The 22,895-nt window shown below is 63.5% G+C and carries 20 protein-coding genes; 11 read left to right on the forward strand and 9 right to left on the reverse strand.

The window, feature by feature from the left end; all coding sequences use genetic code 11:
- Positions 1 to 8: 8 nt before the first annotated feature.
- Positions 9 to 3,467, forward strand: a complete 3,459-nt coding sequence (gene smc / locus JHL16_RS28870; protein WP_200188340.1) for a chromosome segregation protein SMC — start codon at positions 9 to 11, stop codon at positions 3,465 to 3,467.
- Between the two features lie 150 nt (positions 3,468 to 3,617).
- Here smc and JHL16_RS28875 read toward each other — a convergent pair whose 3' ends face one another.
- Positions 3,618 to 5,405, reverse strand: a complete 1,788-nt coding sequence (locus JHL16_RS28875) for an adenylate/guanylate cyclase domain-containing protein (RefSeq protein ID WP_200188341.1) — start codon at positions 5,403 to 5,405, stop codon at positions 3,618 to 3,620.
- A gap of 150 nt (positions 5,406 to 5,555) precedes the next feature.
- Positions 5,556 to 6,947, reverse strand: a complete 1,392-nt coding sequence (locus JHL16_RS28880; RefSeq protein ID WP_200188342.1) for an AmpG family muropeptide MFS transporter — start codon at positions 6,945 to 6,947, stop codon at positions 5,556 to 5,558.
- Between the two features lie 357 nt (positions 6,948 to 7,304).
- On the opposite strand from JHL16_RS28880, the gene JHL16_RS28885 reads away from it, so the two are divergent.
- The 5 genes from JHL16_RS28885 to JHL16_RS28905 all read left to right on the forward strand — a co-directional run bounded on the left by JHL16_RS28885 (position 7,305) and on the right by JHL16_RS28905 (position 9,759).
- Positions 7,305 to 7,652 (forward strand): AtpZ/AtpI family protein, encoded by a 348-nt coding sequence (locus JHL16_RS28885; protein WP_200188343.1) that lies wholly within the window; start codon positions 7,305 to 7,307, stop codon positions 7,650 to 7,652.
- 59 nt (positions 7,653 to 7,711) lie between these two features.
- Positions 7,712 to 8,422, forward strand: coding sequence for a F0F1 ATP synthase subunit A (locus JHL16_RS28890; RefSeq protein WP_200189576.1), 711 nt, complete (start codon positions 7,712 to 7,714; stop codon positions 8,420 to 8,422).
- Between the two features lie 60 nt (positions 8,423 to 8,482).
- Positions 8,483 to 8,707, forward strand: coding sequence for a F0F1 ATP synthase subunit C (locus JHL16_RS28895; protein WP_119389921.1), 225 nt, complete (start codon positions 8,483 to 8,485; stop codon positions 8,705 to 8,707).
- A 78-nt stretch (positions 8,708 to 8,785) separates the two neighbouring features.
- The gene (locus tag JHL16_RS28900; RefSeq protein ID WP_200188344.1) at positions 8,786 to 9,271 is read left to right on the forward strand and encodes a F0F1 ATP synthase subunit B family protein; all 486 of its coding nucleotides are present in this window, start codon (positions 8,786 to 8,788) and stop codon (positions 9,269 to 9,271) included.
- A 2-nt stretch (positions 9,272 to 9,273) separates the two neighbouring features.
- The gene (locus JHL16_RS28905) at positions 9,274 to 9,759 is read left to right on the forward strand and encodes a F0F1 ATP synthase subunit B family protein (protein ID WP_200188345.1); all 486 of its coding nucleotides are present in this window, start codon (positions 9,274 to 9,276) and stop codon (positions 9,757 to 9,759) included.
- A 101-nt stretch (positions 9,760 to 9,860) separates the two neighbouring features.
- Here the strand turns inward: JHL16_RS28905 and JHL16_RS28910 are convergent, their stop codons facing one another.
- Genes JHL16_RS28910 through JHL16_RS28920 form a run of 3 tightly spaced genes read right to left on the reverse strand, consistent with a single transcriptional unit; the run spans position 9,861 to position 13,332 of the window.
- Positions 9,861 to 11,339 (reverse strand): mannitol dehydrogenase family protein, encoded by a 1,479-nt coding sequence (locus JHL16_RS28910; RefSeq protein WP_246771197.1) that lies wholly within the window; start codon positions 11,337 to 11,339, stop codon positions 9,861 to 9,863.
- Complete coding sequence (locus JHL16_RS28915) at positions 11,332 to 12,396, reverse strand: zinc-binding alcohol dehydrogenase family protein (protein WP_200188346.1); 1,065 nt, start codon at positions 12,394 to 12,396, stop codon at positions 11,332 to 11,334. The genes JHL16_RS28910 and JHL16_RS28915 overlap by 8 nt, the downstream gene beginning before the upstream one ends.
- Before the next feature lie 18 nt (positions 12,397 to 12,414).
- Positions 12,415 to 13,332: a sugar ABC transporter substrate-binding protein gene (locus JHL16_RS28920; RefSeq protein WP_200188347.1), complete on the reverse strand. Its 918-nt coding sequence runs from the start codon at positions 13,330 to 13,332 to the stop codon at positions 12,415 to 12,417.
- Positions 13,333 to 13,402: 70 nt separating this feature from the next.
- Between JHL16_RS28920 and JHL16_RS28925 the strand changes: the two genes are divergently transcribed.
- A complete protein-coding gene (locus JHL16_RS28925) occupies positions 13,403 to 13,621 on the forward strand; it encodes a hypothetical protein (RefSeq protein ID WP_200188348.1) in 219 nt (72 codons plus the stop codon).
- On the opposite strand, the gene JHL16_RS28930 is transcribed toward JHL16_RS28925, so the two are convergent.
- Complete coding sequence (locus tag JHL16_RS28930; protein WP_200188349.1) at positions 13,618 to 14,382, reverse strand: ATP-binding cassette domain-containing protein; 765 nt, start codon at positions 14,380 to 14,382, stop codon at positions 13,618 to 13,620. The two genes, JHL16_RS28925 and JHL16_RS28930, sit on opposite strands and share 4 nt — an antisense overlap.
- Positions 14,379 to 15,422, reverse strand: coding sequence for an ABC transporter permease (locus JHL16_RS28935; protein ID WP_246771198.1), 1,044 nt, complete (start codon positions 15,420 to 15,422; stop codon positions 14,379 to 14,381). The genes JHL16_RS28930 and JHL16_RS28935 overlap by 4 nt, the downstream gene beginning before the upstream one ends.
- Positions 15,423 to 15,539: 117 nt before the next feature.
- Here JHL16_RS28935 and JHL16_RS28940 point away from each other — a divergent pair, with 117 nt between their 5' ends.
- The 4 genes from JHL16_RS28940 to JHL16_RS28955 all read left to right on the forward strand — a co-directional run bounded on the left by JHL16_RS28940 (position 15,540) and on the right by JHL16_RS28955 (position 19,380).
- A complete protein-coding gene (locus tag JHL16_RS28940; protein WP_200189591.1) occupies positions 15,540 to 16,427 on the forward strand; it encodes a GntR family transcriptional regulator in 888 nt (295 codons plus the stop codon).
- Between the two features lie 182 nt (positions 16,428 to 16,609).
- Positions 16,610 to 17,062, forward strand: a complete 453-nt coding sequence (locus JHL16_RS28945) for a nuclear transport factor 2 family protein (protein ID WP_200188350.1) — start codon at positions 16,610 to 16,612, stop codon at positions 17,060 to 17,062.
- A gap of 165 nt (positions 17,063 to 17,227) precedes the next feature.
- Positions 17,228 to 18,328 (forward strand): sensor histidine kinase, encoded by a 1,101-nt coding sequence (locus tag JHL16_RS28950; protein ID WP_200188351.1) that lies wholly within the window; start codon positions 17,228 to 17,230, stop codon positions 18,326 to 18,328.
- A 155-nt stretch (positions 18,329 to 18,483) separates the two neighbouring features.
- A complete protein-coding gene (locus tag JHL16_RS28955) occupies positions 18,484 to 19,380 on the forward strand; it encodes a DUF2167 domain-containing protein (RefSeq protein WP_200188352.1) in 897 nt (298 codons plus the stop codon).
- Positions 19,381 to 19,491: 111 nt separating this feature from the next.
- On the opposite strand, the gene JHL16_RS28960 is transcribed toward JHL16_RS28955, so the two are convergent.
- Positions 19,492 to 20,928 carry an NAD-dependent succinate-semialdehyde dehydrogenase gene (locus JHL16_RS28960; protein ID WP_200188353.1) on the reverse strand — a complete coding sequence of 479 codons (1,437 nt, stop codon included), beginning with the start codon at positions 20,926 to 20,928 and terminating at the stop codon, positions 19,492 to 19,494.
- A gap of 1 nt (position 20,929) precedes the next feature.
- Positions 20,930 to 22,891 carry a 3-hydroxyacyl-CoA dehydrogenase NAD-binding domain-containing protein gene (locus JHL16_RS28965; protein WP_200188354.1) on the reverse strand — a complete coding sequence of 654 codons (1,962 nt, stop codon included), beginning with the start codon at positions 22,889 to 22,891 and terminating at the stop codon, positions 20,930 to 20,932.
- Between the last annotated feature and the right edge of the window lie 4 nt (positions 22,892 to 22,895).

Raw genomic sequence — 22,895 nt, forward strand, 5'->3', positions numbered from 1 at the left:
GTGGGGTTATGAAGTTCTCACGACTCAGGCTTTCGGGCTTCAAGTCGTTCGTCGAACCGACGGAGCTGGTCATCGAAAGAGGATTGACCGGCATCGTCGGCCCCAATGGCTGCGGCAAGTCCAACCTGCTCGAAGCGCTTCGCTGGGTGATGGGCGAAAGCTCCTACAAGAACATGCGCGCGTCCGGCATGGACGACGTCATCTTCTCCGGCACCTCCAACCGCCCGGCCCGCAACATGGCGGAAGTGCTGGTGACGATGGACAATGTCGAGCGCACCGCCCCGCCGCAATTCAACGACAATGAGACGCTGGAAATTTCGCGCCGCATCGAGCGCGAAGCGGGCTCGGCCTATCGCATCAACGGCCGCGATGTGCGCGCCCGCGACGTGCAATTGCTGTTCGCCGACGTCTCGACCGGCGCCCGCTCGCCCGCCCTCGTGCGGCAAGGCCAGATCGGCGAGATCATCAATGCCAAGCCGCAGGCGCGCCGCCTCATCCTCGAAGAAGCGGCCGGCATCACCGGCCTCCATACCCGCCGGCATGAGGCCGAGCTCAAGCTCAGGGCCGCCGAGACGAATGTGTCGCGCCTCGAAGACGTGATCGGACAGCTGCAGACGCAGTTGTCGAGCCTCAAGCGCCAGGCGCGCCAGGCAGCGAAATACAAAGCCCTGTCGGCCGATATCCGCCGGCTCGAGGCCACCGGCCTCTATCTCGCCTGGAAGGACGCCGCCGACCATGCCACGCGCGACGCGCAGGCGCTCGACGAAGCGACCCGCCTTCTCGCCGAACTGACCCAGGCCGCATCGGAAGCTCTGCGCCATCGCGACGATCAGGGCGACAAGCTGCCGAGCTTGCGCGAGAACGAGACGGTGCGCGCCGCCGTCCTGCAGCGTCTCACCATCGAGCGTTCCAATCTCGACGAGGAAGAGAAGCGCGCCGAGAACCGGCGCAAGGAACTCGACGCCCGCCTGGTCCAGGCAGTGGCGGACCTCGCCCGCGAGGAAGAGACGATCCACGACACGACGGGTGTGCTCGAGCGCCTGGCCGGCGAGGAAGCCGAGCTCAATGCCGCGCAGGAAGGCGACGCTCAGCATCGCGCCGAAGCGGCGCAGAAGCTGCAGGAAGCCGCCGAAGCGCTCGCCCGTGCCCAGGAAGCGCTCGACCAGGCGAATGTGCAGCTCTCCGACCTGACCGCCAAGCGCAACGCGGCGCAGCGCGTCATCGACGAGCAGCGCCAGCGTATCGGCCGCTTCGAGCGCGAGGCGCAAGAGACCGCGGCACGCTTCCAGGCGCTGATGGCGCAAGTGGCGCCGCCCTCCGAAGGCGAAAGGCTGGCCGAGGCGGTCGAGACCGCGCTGATGGTCGTCGCCGCCGCCGAGGAATCGAGCAACGAGGCCGAGGCGCAATTGCGCCAGGCCCGCCAGAACGAGACCGACACGAGGCAGGCCTACGAGGATTCACGGCGCATATCGGAACGGCTGTCGACCGAAGTGCGCACGCTGAGCAATCTGCTGCGCGCCAGTGACGGCGATCTGTGGCCGCCCTTGATCGACGCGCTCAAAGTGCAGCGCGGCTATGAGGCAGCACTCGGTGCGGCGCTTGGCGAAGATATCGACGCCTCGGCGGACGAGGCGGCCCCCGTGCATTGGCGTGGCCTGCCGCCACTGGCGGAAACGCATCCGCTTCCCAACGGCGCCGAACCCCTCACCACTTTCGTCGACGCGCCGCCGGCTCTGGCGCGCCGCCTCTCGCATATCGGCATCGTCAGCCGGGCTCTCGGCCAGGCGCTGCAGAGCGAACTCAAGCCCGGGCAGCGGCTGGTCAGCGTCGAAGGCGACGTATGGCGCTGGGACGGCTTCACCGCCGCCGCCGATGCGCCGAGCGCCGCCGCCAAGCGGCTCGCCGAGCGCAACCGCCTGGTGGCGCTCGAAGCCGAGATGATCGAAGCCCAGAAGACCGCCGAAGCGGCGAGATTCCAGGCCGAACAGACCAAAGGCTCGGTCGACACCTTCGTGCGCGCCGAGCGCGAGCATCGCGAAGCGTGGCGGGCCGCCACCTCGGCCGTCGAAGTGGCGCGCCGGGCGTTGAGCCAGCATGAGCGGCAAGTGGCCGAGCGCCTGCAGCAGACGGGCGCCCTCGATGAAGCCAAGCGCCGCGTCGAAGCCAATCTCGCCGAAGCGCAGTCGCAGCTTGCCGCGGCCGAAGCCGAATTCGCCGAGCTGCCGGAGCTCGACGGCCTCACGCAGGAAATCGGCGCCCATCGCGACAGCGTCAACCGCGAACGCGCCGTCTATGCCGAAGCGCGCGCCCGCCATGACGGCGTCGAGCGCGAGGCGCAGAACCGCGCCGACCGGCTGAAGTCCATCGTCGCCGAGCAGTCACAGTGGCAGGAACGTGCCCGCCGTGCCGGCGCCCAGGTCGAAACCCTCACGCGGCGCGCCGACGAGACCCGTGCGACGCTCGCCGAAATGGCCGATCTGCCGCAGGCTTTCGCCGACAAGCGCCTCAAGCTGATGAACACACTGCATGAGGCGGAAAGCGAGCGCAAAGCGGCCGCCGACGCTCTTGCCGAAGCCGAGAACAATGTGCGTGCCGCCGACCAGGCTTTGCGCGCCGCACAGGACCAGGCGTCACGGGCGCGCGAAGACCATGCGCGTCTCGAAGCCCGCCTCGAATCGTCGCGCGAGCGCCACAGCGAAAGCGAACGGCGCATCGCCGAGGCGCTGCATTGCGCGCCGACCGAGATCATCGAGACCGCCGGTCTCGAAGAGGCCAATATGCTCCCGCTCGACGAGGTCGAGCGCAAGCTCAACACTCTGCGCGAGGATCGCGAGCGGCTCGGCGGCGTCAATCTGCGCGCCGACGAGGAAGCCGAGGAAGTGGCCAAGCAGCTCGACGGGCTCACCAAGGAGCGCGACGACGTGGTGCAGGCCATCGCCAAATTGCGCGGCGGCATCCAGAGCCTCAACCGCGAAGGCCGTCAGCGCCTGCTCGACGCCTTCGGCACGGTGAACGAGAATTTCGGCCAGCTGTTCACGACACTGTTCGGCGGCGGCAAGGCCGAGCTGCAGCTCATCGAATCGGATGATCCGCTGGAAGCGGGCCTCGAGATCGTCGCCAATCCGCCGGGCAAGAAGCCGACGACGCTATCACTGCTGTCGGGCGGCGAGCAGACGCTCACCGCGATGTCGCTCATCTTCGCCGTCTTCCTCACCAACCCGTCGCCGATCTGCGTGCTGGACGAAGTCGACGCGCCGTTGGACGACCACAATGTCGAGCGCTTCTGCAACCTGCTCGACGCGATGCTGGAGCGCACCGAGACGCGCTTCCTGATCATCACCCACCACCCGCTCACCATGGCGCGCATGAACCGTTTGTTCGGCGTCACCATGATGGAGCGCGGCGTGTCGCAGCTCGTCTCCGTCGACCTGCAGACCGCCGAGCAACTGGTGGCGGAAGTCGGCTGACCGCTGCTAATCCGCTGCAGATCAACAGCGGATTAGCAGGGGAATAACAGCGGATCTACAGGGATGTGCAGGGCACCGCCATCAACAGCGGATTGCCATTTCCCATAAGATCACCACCGGGCCCGGGATAGCAAGCCCGGCGACCGCGCTTCAGCCGGCGAGCCCTCCGGCGCGCAAGCCCGCAACAAGCCGATCCCGATCGTCCTGCCTGGTGTAGGGAAAAGTCTCGGCGATGGCCGCTGCCGAAATTGTCGGGACGAGGTTCGACAGCTGCACCAACATATCCTTCGATTTCCCGATCTCGCCCGCCTGTCCGTAGGAGGACGCGGCCATGATATAAAGCGCCGGATGTTCGGGGCGCAGTTGTATGGCCCGTTCGGCCGCCGCCGCCGCCTCGGCATATCGCCCGGCCTGGAAATGCGCGAAGGAATAAAACAGCTGGTATTCCTCGGCAAAGATGTCGCGCGGGCTCAGACGTGCCCCCCGCTCGATGCATTCGATCGCCTGCGCGGGCCGTCCGCCGAAAGCGTGTACGGCACCGAGCAAGGCGTGGGCAAAGGCAAAATTGGGACTCGCATTCACTGCCTCGGTGAGCGCCGCCACGGCCGCCTGATCGTCGCGTTTCCCGAGGCTGACGAAGGCCTGCGCTATGAAAGCCCAGGGCTCGTCGGAATCACTGGCGAAGGCCCGGTGAACGCTGTCGGTGGCCGCCGCGAAGGCCGTGTCGCGGTTCTCCCATCCCTGGAAGACCCGCCAGGCCAGGCAGACGGCCCTCAGCCCATGGGCGCGGGCATAATCCGGATCCAGCTCGATGGCGTGATCCAGCATATCAATCGCCTTCCTGGTCGAGGCATCGGAATGCTGGCTGAAGAGATGCAGGCCGCGGATGAAGCTCTCCCAGGCATCGAGGTTTTGCGGCGGCTTGTGCGCCGCCCGTTCGATCTCCGCCTGCTGCAGCTTCGGCGCGATGGCGCCGAGGACGCGGCTCGTGACCTGGTCCTGCAGATCGAAGATATCCTCGATCGCGCCGTCGAAGCGGTCGGCCCAAAGATGTGTGCCCGTCGCGCTATCGATGAGCTGGCCGGTGATGCGCACCCGGTTGCCGGACCGGCGCACGCTGCCTTCCAGCACATAACGCACGCCGAGTTCGCGCCCCACCTGCTTCACGTCGACGCTTCGCCCCTTGTAGGTGAAGCTCGAATTACGGGCGATGACGAACAGCCAGCGCAGGCGCGCCAGCGCGGTCAGGATGTCCTCGACGACGCCATCCGCCAGATGTTCCTGGCTGGGGTCGTCGCTCATATTCTGGAACGGCAGCACCGCAATGGAGGGCCGGTCGGGAAGGGCGAGCCCGGGCGCAGGCGCTTCGGCCACGGTGGCTTGCGGCACGGAAGCGGGCTTCACGTCAGCGGGGATGCCGACATGCAGCGAGTAGACCCGCATCGGCTCGATGATGTTCTTGAGCCTGACCTCGCCGAGATCGTTGATCTTCAGGTCGAGGCGGGATTTCACTTGCCGATAGGCGTCCTCGGAAAGGCAAATGGCGCCCGGCTGCGCCACCCCCTCCAGGCGCGCGGCGATGTTCACGCCCTCGCCCATCAGGTCGCCGTCGCTTTCCTCCACTACGTCGCCCAGATGGATGCCGATCCTGAATTCGATGCGCCGGTCGGGCGGCAGGCCGGCATTGCGCTCGACCATGGCATTCTGCACCTCGGTGGCGCACCGCACCGCGTCCACGACGCTGCGAAACTCGACCAGCGCGCCATCGCCGGTGCGTTTGATCACCCGGCCCATATGGACCGTAATCGTGGGATCGATCAGATCGCTGCGCAGGGCGCGCAGGCGTGCCAGAGTGCGGTCCTCATCAACACTGGTAAGCCGGCTGTAGCCGACGACGTCGGCCGCCAGAATTGCCACGAGCTTCCGGGTTTCGGTCACAATGTACTACTGTAGCACTTGATCACGATGAAGTTGGATCGAATCGATCCAACTTCATAAACGTGATCAATTCTCATATGTTAGCGCAAGATTCTCGCGAAAAACCGGCATCCACTTTTTCGCATCCCGCGCTTGATCCCGGGACGCGCATCACGGGCGAGAGACAGGACCACGCTCGATGACGGCGCCGCTTGGATAGAGCCGCATGATCCATAGAAGCAGCAGCAGGCCCGGGATTGCAAGGAAAGCGGTCGCGCTCCAGAAGGTAAACCAGTCGGTGTGATCGGCGAGCCAGCCACTGCCCGCGGACAGCCAGGTGCGTCCCTGCGCCATGAAGGACGTCAGCAGCGCATATTGGGTGGCGGTGAACGCGACGTTGCACAGACCTGACAGATAGGCGACGAGCGCCGCGCCGGCCGCACCGCCGGCGACATTGTCGGCGGTGATGGCGATGGCGAGCGCCGGAAGATCATGCGGGAAGGCGGCGCATAAGGTGCTCACCAGCGCCTGAGGATCGGCAGCCAGCGCCTCCTTGGCGCAGAGGCCATATTGTGTCCCCCGAACGGCCACATAGGCGAAGGCGAAATTGGTGACGGCCTGCAGGACGCCGCCGATCAGCAGCGCCCGGAATACACCCCAGCGCGCCACCGCGATGCCGCCGAGCACGGCGCCGACGATCGTCATCCAGATGCCCCAGACCTTGCTGATGCTGGCAATCTCGAGGCCGGTGTAGCCCATCTCGACATAGAAGGGATTGGCCATGGTGCCGCCGAGCGCGTCGCCGAATTTGTAGAAGAGAACGAAAAGCAGGATGACGACCCAGCCGCGGCGGCTGACGAAGTCACCGAAGGGGTCGATGACCGATTCCTTGACCCACTGAATATAATCGCGCTCGCCCGGCTCCGCCGCGATCTTGGGCTCGGGCACAAACAGGGTCAGGACGGCGCAGGCGATCATGACGGCAGCGAGCACGCCGAACACCACCGACCAGGGATAGAAGTCAGACAGGCCGACGGCGCCGGCGCCGGCGAGCAGCAAGCCGATGCGGTAGCCGATCTGGGTGGCGGCGGCACCATGGCCCTGCTCGTCCTTAGGCAGGAATTCGATGCGGTAGGCGTCGATGACGATGTCCTGGCTGGCGGAGAGAGAAGCGACGATGACGGCGATAAGCGCGGTCGTCCACGGATCGAGGCGCGGATCCACCTGCCCCATGGCGAAGATAGCCGCTGCCAGAAGCAGCTGCGTGACGAGAAGCCAGCTGCGCCGCCGTCCGAGCAGGCGCGTGAGCACCGGCAGCGGCACCTGGTCCATGATCGGCGACCACAGGAACTTGAGCGTGTAAGGTGTGCCAACCGCCGCGAAGAGCCCGATGGTGGTCTTGTCGACGCCGATCTTGGACAGCCAATAGGACAAAGTGGAGAGCGTCAGCAGCAATGGCAGGCCGGAGGCGAAACCCATCGCCAGGATGATCAGCATGCGGGGCGTGAGATAAGGGGTGATCGACGACCACCAGTCCTTCTTCACGGAAACGGTTTCAGCCATCGCAAGTCCTTATTGCCCCACGCTGATTCGGAAAGTTCGGCAAGCTCGCTCACGATGGATACGCAGTTGCCTGGACCGCGTCCAGACGGATCGGCATCCTGTATTCAAGGTGATTGCGCCAGCCCGGCCCCTCCAATCGAGAAGCGCGAAACAGGCCGCCCGAGAATCTCTATTTTCACAGCCATGCGCCCAATCTGGCGCGCGAATCGCCGCATCGTCAGTGGAGCCTCAAAAGCCCTTGCGAATCAAAGGTTTGAATCGGCCAGCCATTCCTTGACACGTTTTTGCCCAAACTCTATGGTGCGGCCGATTTTGAGGGGCGTTCAGACCGCAACAACCATCAATCAGAGCAGGATCATGAAAGAATTCGATGACCGGCTCAAGGATTTGGAAAAGCGGCTGGATACCAGCCTGAACCAGCGCAAGGGCCCGGAAGGGCCTGACAAGACCGAAGGATCGGCGGCGGGTCTCGCCATGCGGGCGGTGACCGAGATGTTCGTCGGTCTCGCGGTGTGCATGGGGCTCGGCTGGATGGTGGACAAGTATTTCGGCACGGCGCCGTGGGTCATGCTGGCTCTGATGCCGTTCGGGATCGCTGCGGGGGTCGTCAATGTGATGCGGCTCTCAAAGAGCAAACAGGCCGAGGAGATACTGGGCGGCAAAGGCCCGGTAGCGCCGTCGGTCAAGGACGATGACGAGGATTGAACGTGTCAACAAGCACTACGGAAGTGGCAGCCGGCGCTGCGCCTGAGCATGCTGAGAAGATCATCGATCCGATCCATCAGTTCCATATCAACACCCTCATCGACCTCGGCCCCTTCTCGCTGACCAATTCGGGTCTCTGGGCCATCATCGCGGTGGCCTGCGCCGCCCTGCTCTTCCTCCTGGCGCCCAAGCACCTGATCCCGACGCGCCTGCAGTCGGTCGCCGAGAGCATCTACGAATTCATCGACAACATGACGAAGGAAGTGCTGCATGAAAATGCCCGCACCTATTTCCCCTTCGTGCTCACCCTCTTCACCTTCATCCTCTTCTGCAACGTCCTCGGCCTCATCCCCTATTCCTTCACGGTGACGAGCCACATCATCGTGACGCTGGCCCTGGCGCTCGTCGTCTTCATCGGCGCCACCCTCATCGGCTTCTATCGGAACGGCTTCGGTTATCTCAAGCTGTTCGTGCCGTCGGGCGTGCCGGGCCTGCTGCTGCCGCTGGTCGTCGTCATCGAGGTCGTGTCCTACTTCATCCGCCCCTTGAGCCTCTCGATCCGTCTGTTCGCCAACATGATGGCGGGCCACATGATGGTGAAGGTGATGGCGGGCTTCGTCGTCATGCTCGGCGTCACCGCCGGCTGGCTGCCGCTCGCCGCGCTCGTCGGCCTCTATGCCCTGGAAGTTCTGGTGGCGGCGCTGCAGGCCTATGTCTTCGCCCTCCTCACCTGCATGTATCTCAGCGACGCCATGGGTGTGGACCACTAATTTTCGCCTTTTAGTTCATTCAATCGGATCTTAATCCATCCATTCAACAGGAGAAGTCAGATGGAAGTTGAAGCAGCAAAGATGATCGGTGCGGGTATCGCGGCCATTGCGCTTGGCGGCGCGGGCGTCGGTATCGGCCACATCTTCGGCAATTACCTCGCGGGCGCTCTGCGCAATCCGGCGGCCGCCGCCGGCCAGCGCGGCACGCTGTTCCTCGGCTTCGCCTTCGCCGAAGCGACGGGCCTGATCGGCTTCGCCGTCGCCATGCTCATTCTCTTCGGTTGATCGAACCGAAGTCTTCGCTTACCGGCAGGGCCGACAAGGCCCTCGCCGGCGCTTGGATCATGATGAGGCGCTAGAGCCATGCCGCAACTCGACGTCACTACCTGGCCGCCGCAGCTGTTCTGGCTCGCGGTGACCTTCCTTGTCCTCTATTTCATCATCTCGAAGATCGTGATCCCGCGCACCGGCGGCGTCATCGAGGGCCGCAAGAACCAGATCGACAGCGACTTGGCCGCGGCGCAGCGCTTCAAGGCGGATACCGACAAGGCCGTCGCCGAGTATGAGAAGTCACTCGCCGATGCGCGCAGCAAAGCGCATGGCATCGCGCAAGAGACGCGCAACAAACTTTCCGCCGAGGTGGACAAGGAGCGCAGCAAGCTTGACGGCCAGCTCGCCGCCAAGATCGCCGAGGCCGAAAAGGCCATCCAGGCGACGCGCGCCAAGGCGCTGGCCAGCGTGACCGATCTCGCCACCGACATTGCGGCCGAGATCGTCGGCCGGCTCACCGGCACCAAGGCGAGCGCCGCCGATGCCGCCAAGGCCGTCGCCAAGGCGCAGGGGAACTGATCATGCTTGCAAAACCCGAAACCTGGGTCCTCGTCGCCTTCCTGCTCTTCATCGCCCTTCTCATCTATCTGAAGGTGCCGGCGAAGGTTGCCGCGATGCTCGACGAACGTTCGGCGCGCATCGCCAAGGAACTGGCCGAGGCCAAGAAGCTGCGCGAGGAAGCGCAGGCGCTGCTCGACGAATACAAGAAGAAGCGCGCCCAGGCCGAGAAGGACGCCGAGGACATCGTGGCCCTCGCCCGCAAGGAAGCCGAAGCGCTGGCGCATGAGACCCGCGCCAAGCTCACCGAGACGCTGGAGCGCCGCACCAAGCAGGCCGAGCAGAAGATCGCCCAGGCCGAGCAGCAGGCGGTCAAGGATGTCCGCACCGCCGCTACCGATGTGGCGGTCAGCGCCGCCACCGAGCTCCTGGCAGCCGCCAGCGAAGGCGCCAAGGGTGCCCAGCTGATCGAGGAATCGATCGACGCGGTGAAGTCCCGCCTCAACTGAGCGAGATCTCATACGAATAAAAAGCCCGGCCTCAGCGCCGGGTTTTTTGTTGCTTCCGGACGGCAAATTGATCCACCGAAGCAGGTCTCACGACAATGGTGCTAACGCCCGACGCCGATCACATTGCGAACTGTCTGCAGCGCGCCGTGCCGGTACAGTGACGCAAGGTGGCCGGTGAGATTCTCGCGCAAGACATGGCTCTCCGCCAGCTCATCACCGAAGACTTCCGACACGCGAAGCATGCCGTCGACATACCTGGCGGGTAAGCCCTCCGCCTCGTCGGCAATTGCCCTGAGCCGCTTCGCCAGGGGATCCTGGACGTCGATCCGGCGGCCTTGTTCATCAACGCCGGCGACGTAGCGCATCCATCCCGCCACGCCGAGCGCGGCGCGCGTGATCGACTTGCCGCGTGCGAGGCGGTCACGAATCGTGCCCAGCAACCGCTGAGGCAGCTTCTGACTGCCGTCCATTGCGATCTGCCAGGTACGATGCTTCAGGGCGGGGTTGGCAAATCTCTGCAGCAACGCGGCGGGATAGAAGGAGAGATCTCCGACGCTGCGGGGAAGCGTCTCCATGACCTCTTCGGTCATAAGCTCGTCGATCAGTGTCCGAAAAGCGGGCTCGGCGATCGCCTGGCTGACGAATTCATATCCGGCCAGGTAGCCGAGATAAGCGAGCGTCGAGTGGCTGCCGTTCAGGAGGCGCAACTTCATGAGCTCGTATGGCCGCACGTCCTTCACGAGTTCAGCGCCCACGGCCTCAAAATGCGGCCTTCCAGTGGGGAAGCGATCCTCGATCACCCATTGCGAATAGGGCTCGGTCACGACCGGCCAGGCATCGTGCAACCCGATGGTCTCGCGGACGAGCCTGCGATCGTCATCCGTCGTGGCCGGAACGATCCTATCCACCATGGACGACGGAAACGCCACCTCGCCGGCAATGAAGTCGGCCAGCCCGGTGTCGCGAAGACGAGCGAACGATCCGACGACCCGGGCCGTCACTTCGCCATTGGCCGGCAGATTGTCGCAACAGAGAACCGTAAAGGGAGGAATACCGGCCGCCCTGCGCAATTCGAGCGCCCGGACCAAGAGGCCAGGAGCGCTGACCGGCGCCGTCGGATTTGCGAGGTCGTGGAGGATGTCCGGATGGCCTGGATCGAGCGCGCCTGTGGCCGGATCGTGACAGTAGCCCTTCTCCGTGATGGTGAGTGAAACGATACGGATGCGCGGGTCAGTCATTGCCGCGATAAGCTCACGATTCTGGTTATGGGCATCCAGAACATCCAAGAGAGAACCGATAGCCCGCATCGTCGTGGCGGCGCCGTCGCGCGCGACGACGGTGTAGAGAAAATCCTGCGGGGCAAGAGCATTGCGCGTGTCGGATCGGCGGAGTGAGGCGCCGATGATCCCCCAGGAGGAATCACGTTTCAGGATCTCGTCCACATAGACCGCGACATGAGCCCGATGAAACGCACCAACGCCAAGATGCACGATGCCAGGACTGACGCGCGAACGGTCATATGGCAGCCGGACGGAATTGCAACCGGCCGAGAGACGCGCCGTTGTGCGGGCGTCAGTCAATTTCGATAAGGGCCTTGATGAGCCCCGACTTCTCAGTTGCCCATATGGGGATATTGCGGACCGCGCCCGCAAGATCTGTCCGGTGCGTCACCAGCCGCGCCACTGGAACAGTACGGTCACGGATGGCGGCGATGACCCGCCCAAAATCCTCGGATGTGGCGTTGCGGCTGCCCAGGAGCGTCATTTCCTTGCGATGGAAAACCGGATCCATGAAAGTGATCTGACCCGTGACCACGCTCACGAGGACATACCGGCCGCCATGGGCGACGAAGTCGAACCCCTGTTGCATGGCTTTCTCATTGCCCGTTGCGTCAAAAACGACATCGAAACCATCACCATTCGTGTGGGCCCGCACAGCTTGTGAGACATCGGCCTCCGAGATCAAGGGGCTCGCACCGGCGATAGCCTGGGCAACCGCGACCCGTTCCGAATCACGATCGTATACGGTGACGCCGGCACCGGCGAGACGGGCAAAAAGGGCCACGCCGAGGCCGATCGGCCCGGCACCGACCACCAAGACATTATCGCGACCGGCCACCGTGCCACGGCGCACCGCATGAGCGCCAATCGCCAGGAATTCAACTGCGGCGCATTCGTCGGGACTCAGGCCATCCGCTTGAATGAGATTTCCTGCCGGGATCGACAGCAGACCCGCCATGCCGCCGTCCTGATGAACGCCGAGGACCGAGATGCTCACGCAGCAGTTCGGCTTGCCGGCATGACAGGCGATACATCGTCCGCAGGATAGATACGGGTTGACGACACAGATCTCGCCCGGGGTGACGGCGCATTCCGCGGGAGCTTCGACGACCTCGACCGCGAGTTCATGCCCCATCACGCGGGGGTATTGGAGGAAGGGATGCTTACCCTCGTAGATATGATAGTCGGTGCCACAAACACCGATCCGGCGCGGGCGAACAAGCACATGACCTGGAACGTCACGGCGGACCGGCCGCTTCTCCAGCCGCAGCGTCCCGGGTGCGATACAGACGAGAGTTTCCGTGAGTTGCACTTGCCACCTGCCGGCCGTTGAATTGAAAAGGAGGAGGCCGGTCATATCCGGCCCCCTCGCTCACTACTTGAACTGCGCCATGTTTTCCTTGGTGACCAAGGCCGCGCCGGAGTCGATGAGCGATTCCACCTTTTCGCCGCGGATCGCCTTGACCAGGGCATCTACCCCCCGTTCAGACATCTTGGCCGGGAATTGCGCCACGGACGCATCTTCTATTCCGGCCGTCAGGGCCTCCTCCTCGCCACAACAGAAGTCGAAGCCCACAAGCACAATCGCGTCATTGGCAATGCCGGCATTCTTGATCGCCTGGGCTGCGCCTGCCGCCGGCGGACCACAGGCCGCATAGATCGACTTGAGATGCGGGTTGGCGGTCAGCAGGTCTTCAGCGACGCTGATCCCGAGTTCCTCCGTGCATTTGGTGGTGCCGCGGCCGACAATCTTCACATTGACGCCCTTGAGCCCCTCCAGCATGCCATTGACCCGGTCATCGAGCGCCGGCACGCCCGGCACGCCCTCGAGGATGCCGAGCGTATCGCCCTCCTTGAGCACCGATTTCAGATACTCACCGGCGATCTTGCCGGCATTGTAATTGTCGGTCGTTGCCAGAGCCGTGCGGCCCTGCCAGTCGGGAATGTTGTTGTCCATCAGGACGACTTTCACGCCCGCCGCTATGGCCTTGTCCAGCGCCGGAGCCACGGTCGGATCCACTGGCGTCAAGGCGATGCCTTTGACGCCTTGCGTCACCATGGACTCGATGAGCGCGATCTGCCCCTCGATGTCAGTCGCGGAAGTACCCTGGCCGAACGTGATCTCCACTTCGGGATGCGCCTTGGCATAGGCCTTGGCCGCATCCTCCATGATTGTGAAGAAAGGCACCGGGAACTTCGTGATAAAGCCGATCTTTATCTTCTCGTCGGCCAGCGCGGGACTGGTGATCGCAGCAGCCAGCACCAACCCTCCCAACAGTCTTGTCAGTCTCATGCTTCTCCTCCCTATCTGGATCGCTCCGTCATGAAACGACCCTCGTCTCGCCGGCCAACAGGACAGCGAAATGGTTCCAAAGCGTGATGGCTCAAGGAAGAGTCGCCATCGCGCTTTATCTCATTCTTTGCGCATGATCTTTCCGGAAAACCGCTTCCCACTTTTCCGGATCATGCTCTCTTTGCGCATGATCTTTCCGGAAAACCGCTTCCCACTTTTCCGGATCATGCTCTCTTTGCGCATGATCTTTCCGGAAAGCCGCTTCGCACTTTTCCGGATCATGCTCTAGACCTCCGCGCCGACGATCAGCGCGACCAGCTTGCGCTGATTGTCGCGATCGGGTTTCATTTCACCAACCTTTCGGCCCTGGCGCAGGACCACCGCGCGGTCGGCAAGCTCGATCACATGCTCCATATTGTGGGTGATGAGGATTACAGCGTTGCCTTCGGCACGCAGTTGCACGATCAGGTCGAGAACCTTGCGCGACTCGCGCACGCCAAGGGCGGCAGTCGGCTCATCGAGAATCACGACCTTGCGCGCGAAAACAGTCGCGCGCGCCACCGCTATCGCCTGGCGTTGACCACCGGACATCAGGGCCACCGGCGCGTCGAATTTCGGCAGTTTGACCTTGAGGCGTTCGATGACCGCCGCCGCCTCCTGATCCATGGCGCGGCCGCGGAGGAAACGAAGCCCTTGCGGAAGCCACGCGGGAAAAGCGATCTCACGGCCGCAATAGAAGTTCTGGGCCGGCGTCAGGTTGTCGAAAAGCGCCAGATCCTGGTAGACCGTCTCGACACCGACGCGGCGCGCGGCCGCCGGCGAGCGGATGGCGACGACCTGGCCGTCAAGCACGATCTCGCCCTCATCCAGGGGGTGAATGCCGCTGATGCATTTCACGAGCGTCGACTTGCCGGCGCCATTGTCGCCCAGCAGAGCCAGCACCTCGCCGCGATAGGCTTCGATGCTGACATCCTTCAAGGCATGAACGGCGCCGAAATGCTTCTGGGCATGGCGGACCGCGAGTACCGGCGCAGCGGGAGCCTCTGTCATTGGGTCCTCGACGCCTGAACGACCCGGGCCCGGGCCTCCAGATGATTGCGCAAGACGTCCGCTTCAACCGCCATAACAATGATGAGGCCAAGCGCGATCATCTGGAAGAACACGTCTACATTCAGCAAGTTCAGAGCGTTGCGGATCACGCCGATCATTACCGCGCCGACGAGGGCGTGGCCGATATGGCCGCGGCCGCCAAGGAAACTCGCGCCGCCGATGATGACAGCCGCAATCGTGTCGAGCTCGAGCAGGTTGCCGTAAAGGGGCGAGCTCGCCGCCGTCCGCCCCGCCAACATGATGGCGCCAATACCGGCGCATAAGCCGGATATCACATAGGTCGAGACCAGGACGGCCCTGACGGGAATGCCCATTCCCAACGCCGCCTGAGGATTGCCGCCAACCGCGTAGATCCAACGGCCCCACACCATCGCCTTGGCCATGAGCACGGCAAGGCCCGTAACGATGAGCACCACAAAGAGCGAGTTGGGAACACCGAAAGTCGAGGCGCCGCCGATCGTCGTGATCAATTCGGGCATGCCGCGCATGGTGGTATGGCCGATCGCCAATTCGAGAGCGAGCCCTCTGCAGATGCTGAGGCTGGCGAGCGTAATGATGAAGGGATGCGGCAGGCGGCCGAATACATAGACGAGGCCGTTGACCGCTCCCACGGCCGAGCCGCTCAGAAGCATCGCCAGCATCACCAATATCGCCGAATCGAATGAGCGGAAGACCAGGCCGCCGATAACCGTCGCCAGGGCCAGATTTGCTCCCACCGAAAGGTCGATGCCTCTGGTCAGGATGACGAGATGCTGACCGATCGCCACGATCGCGATGACGGCCGTCTGGGCGGCAATGTTGCCGAGATTGCCGGGCTTGAGGAAATTCGGGGTCAGCAGGCTGAAGAGAACAGCCAGGAGAACGAGGATCAGCACCGGGCCGATGCTCAGCAGGCGCAAAGCGAGCGGAATGACGGATGCCCTGGCAAACAGGCCATCGCCTCTCGATCTGAGCACAGCCATTTCTGGTTGTTCAGCCATCGTGCCTTGTCCATGATCTTCACGAATTTGGTTTATTATGGACAAAAGCCAATAACTATCGCTTGGTCAATTTGTTTTTTATGGATTAAAAGTCAGACGACAGAGGAAGCCGACGATATGAAAACCGATACCGTCTTCAAACGCGCCTTCAACGACACTCTGGATCTGATTGCAGAACTCCGCGACGGCGACGCGTTGCCGTCGGAAAACGCCTTGAGCGTCAGGCTCAATGTGAGCCGGACGACGGTACGCAAGGTGCTGGCGATGCTGACCGAACAAGGCGGCGTCAAAGGGAGCGGGCGACAACGTCATGTTCGATCCACGGTCGCAACGAGCCGGCGTTTCGCGGAGGCTGAAACCGTTCCACTATCGGCGCAAGTGGAGAAGGGCTTCATGGAGTGGATGCTTCGAGACAATGCGCGACCAGGAACGACCATCAACGAACTCGAACTGGCGCGCCAGTTCGGAGTGGCGACAACCAGCATTCGCGAATTCCTGAATCGCTTCCAGCGCTTCGGCCTCATCGAGAGGCGGCCGAATGCCGGCTGGGATTTCAAGGGCTTTACGACGAGCTTCGCCCTGGAGCTGTTCGAGATCCGCGAGATGTTCGAACTGAGATCGGCGATGGCTTTCGCCGCGCTTTCCGACGACTCCCCGCTTTGGCGCCAGATCGAGGCATTGCGCGAAGAGCATCTGTCGCTGCTGAATGAGATCGATCGGCGCTATCATGATTTTTCCGACCTCGACAATCGGTTTCACCGGCTCATCAATTCGGCGCGGTCCAACCGGTTCATCGACGACTTTTACGACATCATCACGTTGATCTTTCACTACCACTATCAGTGGAACAAACGTGACGAAAGGCAACGCAACGAGGTCGCCATCCGGGAACATTTGACCTATATCGAGGCGCTTCTCAGCCGCAGTCGCGCCATGGTGGAGCTTGCCTGCCGGGCGCATCTGACGTCAGCCAGGGAAACTCTCATCAGAGCGACCGCGCGTTAGGGATTTGGCGCTTCGGTTCGATGCAGGACCACGCAGCCACGGATGGCGCGGCGGACAAAGGCTTCCTGTCCTCAGGCCTCGCGAGTCCCGCCTCAACTGAGCGAAAAATCTCAGACCAACATGGAACCCGGCCGGTGCGCCCGGTATTTGTTTTGGGGTCGCGTCGCCCACGGGAGAGCAGGATGGAGAGTACGGTAAAGGAGCTGTTCGAGCGCTATGAACGCCTGTTCAACCAAGCGCTGGGCGGAGATGCGGATATGGATGCCGTGGCTTCACTCTATGCCACCGACTTCATCGCCGCCTCCCCCGCCGGGGTCACGAGCGGCAAGAACGATGAACGACTCCAGAAAGTCATGGCTCAAGGCTATGCCCGCTACCGTGAGATCGAAACCCAGGAGATGCGGATAAGGCACGTCCGCACCTCACCGATCGACGAGCATCACTGCATCGCTCATGTCGCCTGGACGGCAAGCTATGCCCGCAAGGAGGCGCCCGACGTGACGATCGACTTCGACGTGCACTATCTGGTGCAAAAGCTCGGCGGCGAGGCGAAGGTCTTCGGATGGGTGGCAGGCGACGAAGAGGCGCTCCTGAAGAAACACGGGATCATCCAGGCTTCGTCCGAAACCGCGTGATCAACTCCGGATCGGGTTCCCATGCCTCGCTCCGACGGCTGAAAAGCGACGGCCTATTGACAAGTCGCCGTGCCGGCATTGGGATGAACTTGGCGGGCAGCACTATTTGCATTCGAGGCAAAGGCCTCGATAATCCAATCTCTCTCTAGCGACGATGACCCGCCCATGACGTCCATCTCCGATAAAATCGAAGCGGATCTGGCTTTGCTCGAGAGCGAGGAGCGCCTCCGGTTCGCTGTCGAAGCCGGCAAGATGGCGATCTGGGAGATCGACCTGGAAACTGGCGCGGTGACGATTACGCCAGAATTGAACGAGATGTTCGGCTTTCCCCGAGACTACAAGCCGTCGCTTGCCGAGCTACGGTCTCGATACGCGCCTGGTGAGCTTGAAAAGGTCGCACGCCTTGGCGCCAGCTGGGAAGTTGTCAGGGAACTCATTTCCAAAGGGCAGTTGACCCCCCGTCCTCTCGGCGACGCAGGAAGAGAAGAGGATCGAACCCAGGTCACGGCCGATCTTTCGATCATTGTGCCGCCGAACATCACCAAGCATCTCCTGTATCGTGCCCAATATGTCTATTCCCACAAGGGACGGCCTAAAATCACAGGCTTCCTGGTCGACATCACTGAAAAACGCCGGATTGAAGATCAATTGGGAATTGTGGCGCGCGAGCTGCGCCATCGGGTGAGGAACTCGTTTACCGTGGTTCAGGCGCTCGCCCGGCAGATATTCAGCCAAGGAACGGACCAGAAAGCGGCATTGCAGAGCTATCTTGGACGTTTGCAGGCTCTTTCACTCGCCAATGAAATTGTTCTCGATACCGAGGCAGGCGCCGCGGATATCAGGGACATCGCCGAACGCATCACCGCGCCCTATCGTGAAGTTCGACCAGATTCCATCGTTTTAAGCGGCCCATCAATCGAGATCGGAGGGCCAGTCGTCACGGGTTTCAGCATGGTGCTCCACGAACTATGCACCAATGCCCTCAAATATGGCGCGTTATCACGTCCGGAGGGGCAAGTTCTCCTGAGCTGGACCAAAAGCGACGATGGCCGGATGATACTCGACTGGCGTGAGCAGGGCGGACCAGAGGTGGTAAAACCGGAACGAGAAGGGTTTGGCACCAGGCTTCTGACCCGGATGGTCTCGGACACGCTGTCTGGAACGATCGACTTGCAGTACCGACCGGCGGGGCTGAACTGTCGAATTTACACTGGTATTCTGGGTGCTCACTCCCCGTCAGGCGCACAGTCATCCAGCAAAAATTGAAACGGCTGGATACCGCCAAGCCCTGCCCGCATCCAGGCCCAGGGGGGGTGCCGTCGCAGGACTGCGCCAGACAACGTTTGACCGTTGATTCAATTTTCCGTGACGTGCTACCTCTTCGCATTCTTTCGACCTGCAACCGGAAGCATGTGATCGCCATGACTTTGCGCCTTTCCCGCCTGCTTGCCCTCCTGCTCCTCTCCCTCCTCTGGCTTCCCGCCGCCATGGCCCAGGACAGCGCCCCGACGCCGGCACAAGCCGAAATAGACCGGGCCTATGTCGCGGCGGTGAAGGCGGCGACCAACGGCCCCGCTGACGTCGCTCTGCGCGAGCTCGCGACGATCCGCCTTTCCGATTCCTACAGCTTCATTCCCGTCGCCGAAGCGTCGGCTTTCATGCGGGCGCTGGGCAACACGACCAATGAAAACTTCCTCGGCCTCATCATTCCGAAGCAGGATCCCTTCTGGTTCGTGACGGTCAATTACACCGACAGCGGCCACATCGCCGACGAAGACGCCAAGACCTGGAATGCCGACGACCTGCTGCAATCCCTGAAGGACGGCACCGAACTCGACAACAAGACACGCGCCGAGCGCGGCATCCCGCCCTTCGACGTCGTCGGCTGGGCCGAGAAGCCGGCTTATGACGAAGCAACCCATCGCCTGGTGTGGTCGATCCTGGCACGCGACCGCGGCACCACCAGCGCCGCGACGATCAACTACAACACCTACGCGCTGGGACGGCAGGGCTATTTCGAGCTCAATCTGGTGACCGGCGAGGACACCATCGCCGACGACAAGAAACATGCCGGCGCGCTGCTGGCGGCGCTCGATTACAAGCTTGGCCAGCGTTACACGGATTACAATGCCTCAACCGATCGGCTGGCCGAGTTCGGCCTCGCGGCGCTGATCGGCGGGGCGGCGGCGAAGAAGCTCGGTCTTTTCGCGGTGATCGGCCTGGCGCTCGCCAAATTCTGGAAAGTGATCCTCATCGCCGTCGCGGTGGGCGGCGGCGCCATCACCAAACTCTTCCGGCGCAAGCCGCCGCAGGTTTGATGAAAGGCGCCGGCACGTTCATCAGAACGCGCCGGCGCAGTATCTCTTATTTGCGCATCGGATTATCCGAAAACCGCTTCGCACCTTTCGGTCCGATGCTCCAGCTAGAACTCAGCCCTTGCGGGTGACGAGACGCGTATCGAAATAGGCGTCGAGCGCTTCCGAGCCGCCTTCGGTGCCGTGGCCCGAATCCTTGATGCCGCCGAAGGGAACCTCCGGCAGAGCCAGGCCCAGATGATTGATCGTCGTCATGCCCGCTTCGATCTCGTTGCCGAAACGCGTAGCGGTGGCGCTGTTGCGGGTGAAGGCGAAAGCCGCGAGGCCGAAGGGCAAACGGTTCGCCTCGGCGATCGCTTCGTCGAGCGTGCCGAAACGATTGATCACCGCGACCGGCCCGAAAGGCTCCTCGTTCATGATGCGCGCCTTCACCGGCACGTCGGCCAGAACGGTCGGCTCGAAGAACCATCCTTCATTGCCGATGCGGCGGCCGCCGGTGGTCAGACGCGCGCCGTGGTCCACCGCGTCACCGATGAGCGCCTCGAGGGCGGGAATGCGCCGGTCATTGGCGAGCGGCCCCATGTCGACATCAGCCTTGAGGCCGTCGCCGACGCGGATCGCCTTGGTGCCGGCGGTGAAGCGGTCGGTGAATTCATCGGCGATGCGCTCCTGAACCAGGAAACGCGTCGGCGAGACGCAGACCTGCCCGGCATTGCGGAACTTGTTGGCCACCATCATGCCGACCACCGACTCCACGTCGACATCCTCGGCCACGATCACCGGCGCATGGCCGCCGAGCTCCATGGTGGCGCGCTTCATATGCAGGCCCGCCAGAGCGGCAAGCTGCTTGCCGACCGGCGTCGAGCCGGTGAAGCTGATCTTGCGGATGACCGGATGCGGAATCAGATATTCGGAGATCTCGGCCGGCACGCCGTAAACCAGATTGACGACACCCGCCGGAATGCCGGCGTCGGCGAAGGCCTTGATGAGGGCGGCGGGTGAGGCCGGCGTCTCTTCCGGCGCCTTGACGATGATCGAGCAGCCGGCGGCAAGGGCCGCCGACATCTTGCGCACCACCTGATTGATGGGGAAGTTCCAGGGCGTGAAGGCAGCGACCGGGCCCACAGGGAGCTTGAGCGTCATCTGGACGACATCGGGCGCGCGCGACGGGATCACCTGTCCATAAGCGCGCGGCGCCTCGCCGGCGAACCAGTCGATAATATCGGCGGCGGCGAGCGTCTCCATGCGCGACTGGGCGAGCGGCTTGCCCTGCTCCAGCGTCATCATCACCGCGATCTCTTCCGCCCGGGCGCGCAGATTGTCGGCGGCGCGGCGCATGAGCTTGGCGCGGTCATAGGCCGACATCTTGCGCCAGACTTCGAAGCCCTTCGCCGCGGCGGCAAGCGCCGCATCGAGATCGCTCTTGTCGGCCCAGGCGACGGCGCCGATCGATTGGCCGGTGGCGGGATTGAGGACGGGAATGGTGCGGCCGCCAGTGGCCGGGCGCCAGGCGCCATCGATGAAGAGCTGCGTGTCGGAGTAATTCGTCATTTCAATTCCCGTCTTGAGTTCGGTTGGCCGCGCGGGACGCCTGGAACATCGGTCCGCCGCGCCTGCGGGGGAAGCCGTAGCCGTGCACCTCGACAAGATCAATGTCCGTAGGGATGGCTGCTATGCCTTCAGCGAGGATCGCCTGGCCCTCGGCTGCCATGGCGGCGAGAAGCCGTTCGACAATTGCCTCCGGGGCAAGCGTCTGCGGCGGCGCCTGCATCGGCGCGAGAATGCGGGCGGCTTCCGCCGAAGGCTGCGGCGTACGGTCGCCCGGGGCATAATCATACCAGCCGCCGCCGGTCTTCTGTCCCTTGCGCCCGGCACGCACCAGGAGATCGCCCGGCGTTTCGGGCACGGTCTCGCCCCTGGACCGCGCCGCCTCCCGATACAGGAAGGAGATATCGAGGCCCGCCATATCCTGCATCTCGAAGGGCCCCATGGCGAAGCCGAAGCCGCGCATCGCCGCATCGATAGCGGCGGCGGAAACGCCGTCACGCAGCAGGACCTCCGCTTCGGTCCGATACCGGCGCAGAATGCGGTTGCCGATGAAGCCGTCGCAAATGCCGGAACGCACCGGGATCTTGGCCAGCCTACGGGCGAGATCGAACGCCGTCGCCAGCACCTCCGGCCGTGTCGCCGGCGTCGGAACGATCTCGAGGAGCTTCATGACCTGCGCCGGACTGAAGAAATGCAGGCCGATGAAACGTCCGGGCTCGGGGAGGCCTGCGGCGATCAGGCGCGGATCGATATAGGAGGTATTGGTCGCGAGCACGGCATCACGGCGGCAAATGCGGCCGAGCTCGGCGAAGACCGCGCGCTTGACGCTGAGATCCTCGAAGACCGCTTCGATCACCAGATCACATTCGGCAAGTGCCGCGTAGCCGACGGCGCCGGTGACAGCGCCGATGCGCCTTTCAGCCTCCGCCTCGGAGAGGCCGCCCTTCTTGCGAGCAGCCTGGAATACCGCCGCCAGCGCGGCCATGCCCCGCGCCAGGCTCGTCTCGTCGCGCTCGACAAGGACAACGGGGAGATTCGCATTCCGCAAGGCGGCGGCAATGCCGACGCCCATGGTGCCGCCACCGACCACGCCGACGCGGCCGATGGCGAAAGGCGTGATGCCGCGCATATCCGCCGGCCGCAACGCCGCACGTTCGGCGAAGAAAAGATAACGCAGCGCCGCGGCTTCCGGGCTGGCGCGGAGTTTGAGGAAAACCGCGCGTTCATTGGCCATGCCGGACGCGAAACCATGTTCGAGACCAAAGCGCAGTGCGGCAAGCGCGAGAGGCGGGGCGGCCGCGCCTCTTGCTGCACGGCGGATGCGGGCCTCGGCCTCTTGCAACCGTGCGGGATCGACTGCCGCGACCGGGCGGCGCGAGACAGGCTCGGGCAAAGGCCGCTCGAGCGCCTCGAGGACAAAAGCCTCGGCGGCATCGACCAGCGGCTCATCGACCAAACGATCGACAAGACCGAGCTCGACCGCATGCGCCGCATCGAGCGTCAGATTCTCCGCGACGACCCCAATGGCATGGTCGATACCGATGAGGCGCGGCAGACGCTGGGTACCGCCGGCGCCGGGAATGATGCCGAGCGTGGTCTCCGGAAGGGCGAAGCGCGCATCGGCGGTGGCGATACGAAAGCAGCAGCCGAGCGTGATCTCGAGCCCGCCACCAAGTGCCACACCGCGAATGGCCCCGACCCAGGGCTTTGCCGCGGCTTCGATGCGGGCGATCAGCTCCGGCAGGCCCGGCGGTTCGACCGGGCGGTCGAATTCGGTGATGTCGGCGCCGCCGACAAACAATTTGCCGGCACCGGTGAGGACCACGGCGCGAACGGACGGGTCCTCGTCGAGCTCGCCGGCCAACGCCCACAATTTCTCGCGCACCGCGCGGCCCAGCGCGTTGACCGGCGGATTGTCGATGGTGACGACGGCAATGCCGTTCCGCCTTTCGAGCTTCACTGTCATGTCG

The sequence above is a fragment of the Taklimakanibacter albus genome, assembly GCF_016595235.1.
GTDB lineage: Bacteria > Pseudomonadota > Alphaproteobacteria > Rhizobiales > Aestuariivirgaceae > Taklimakanibacter > Taklimakanibacter albus.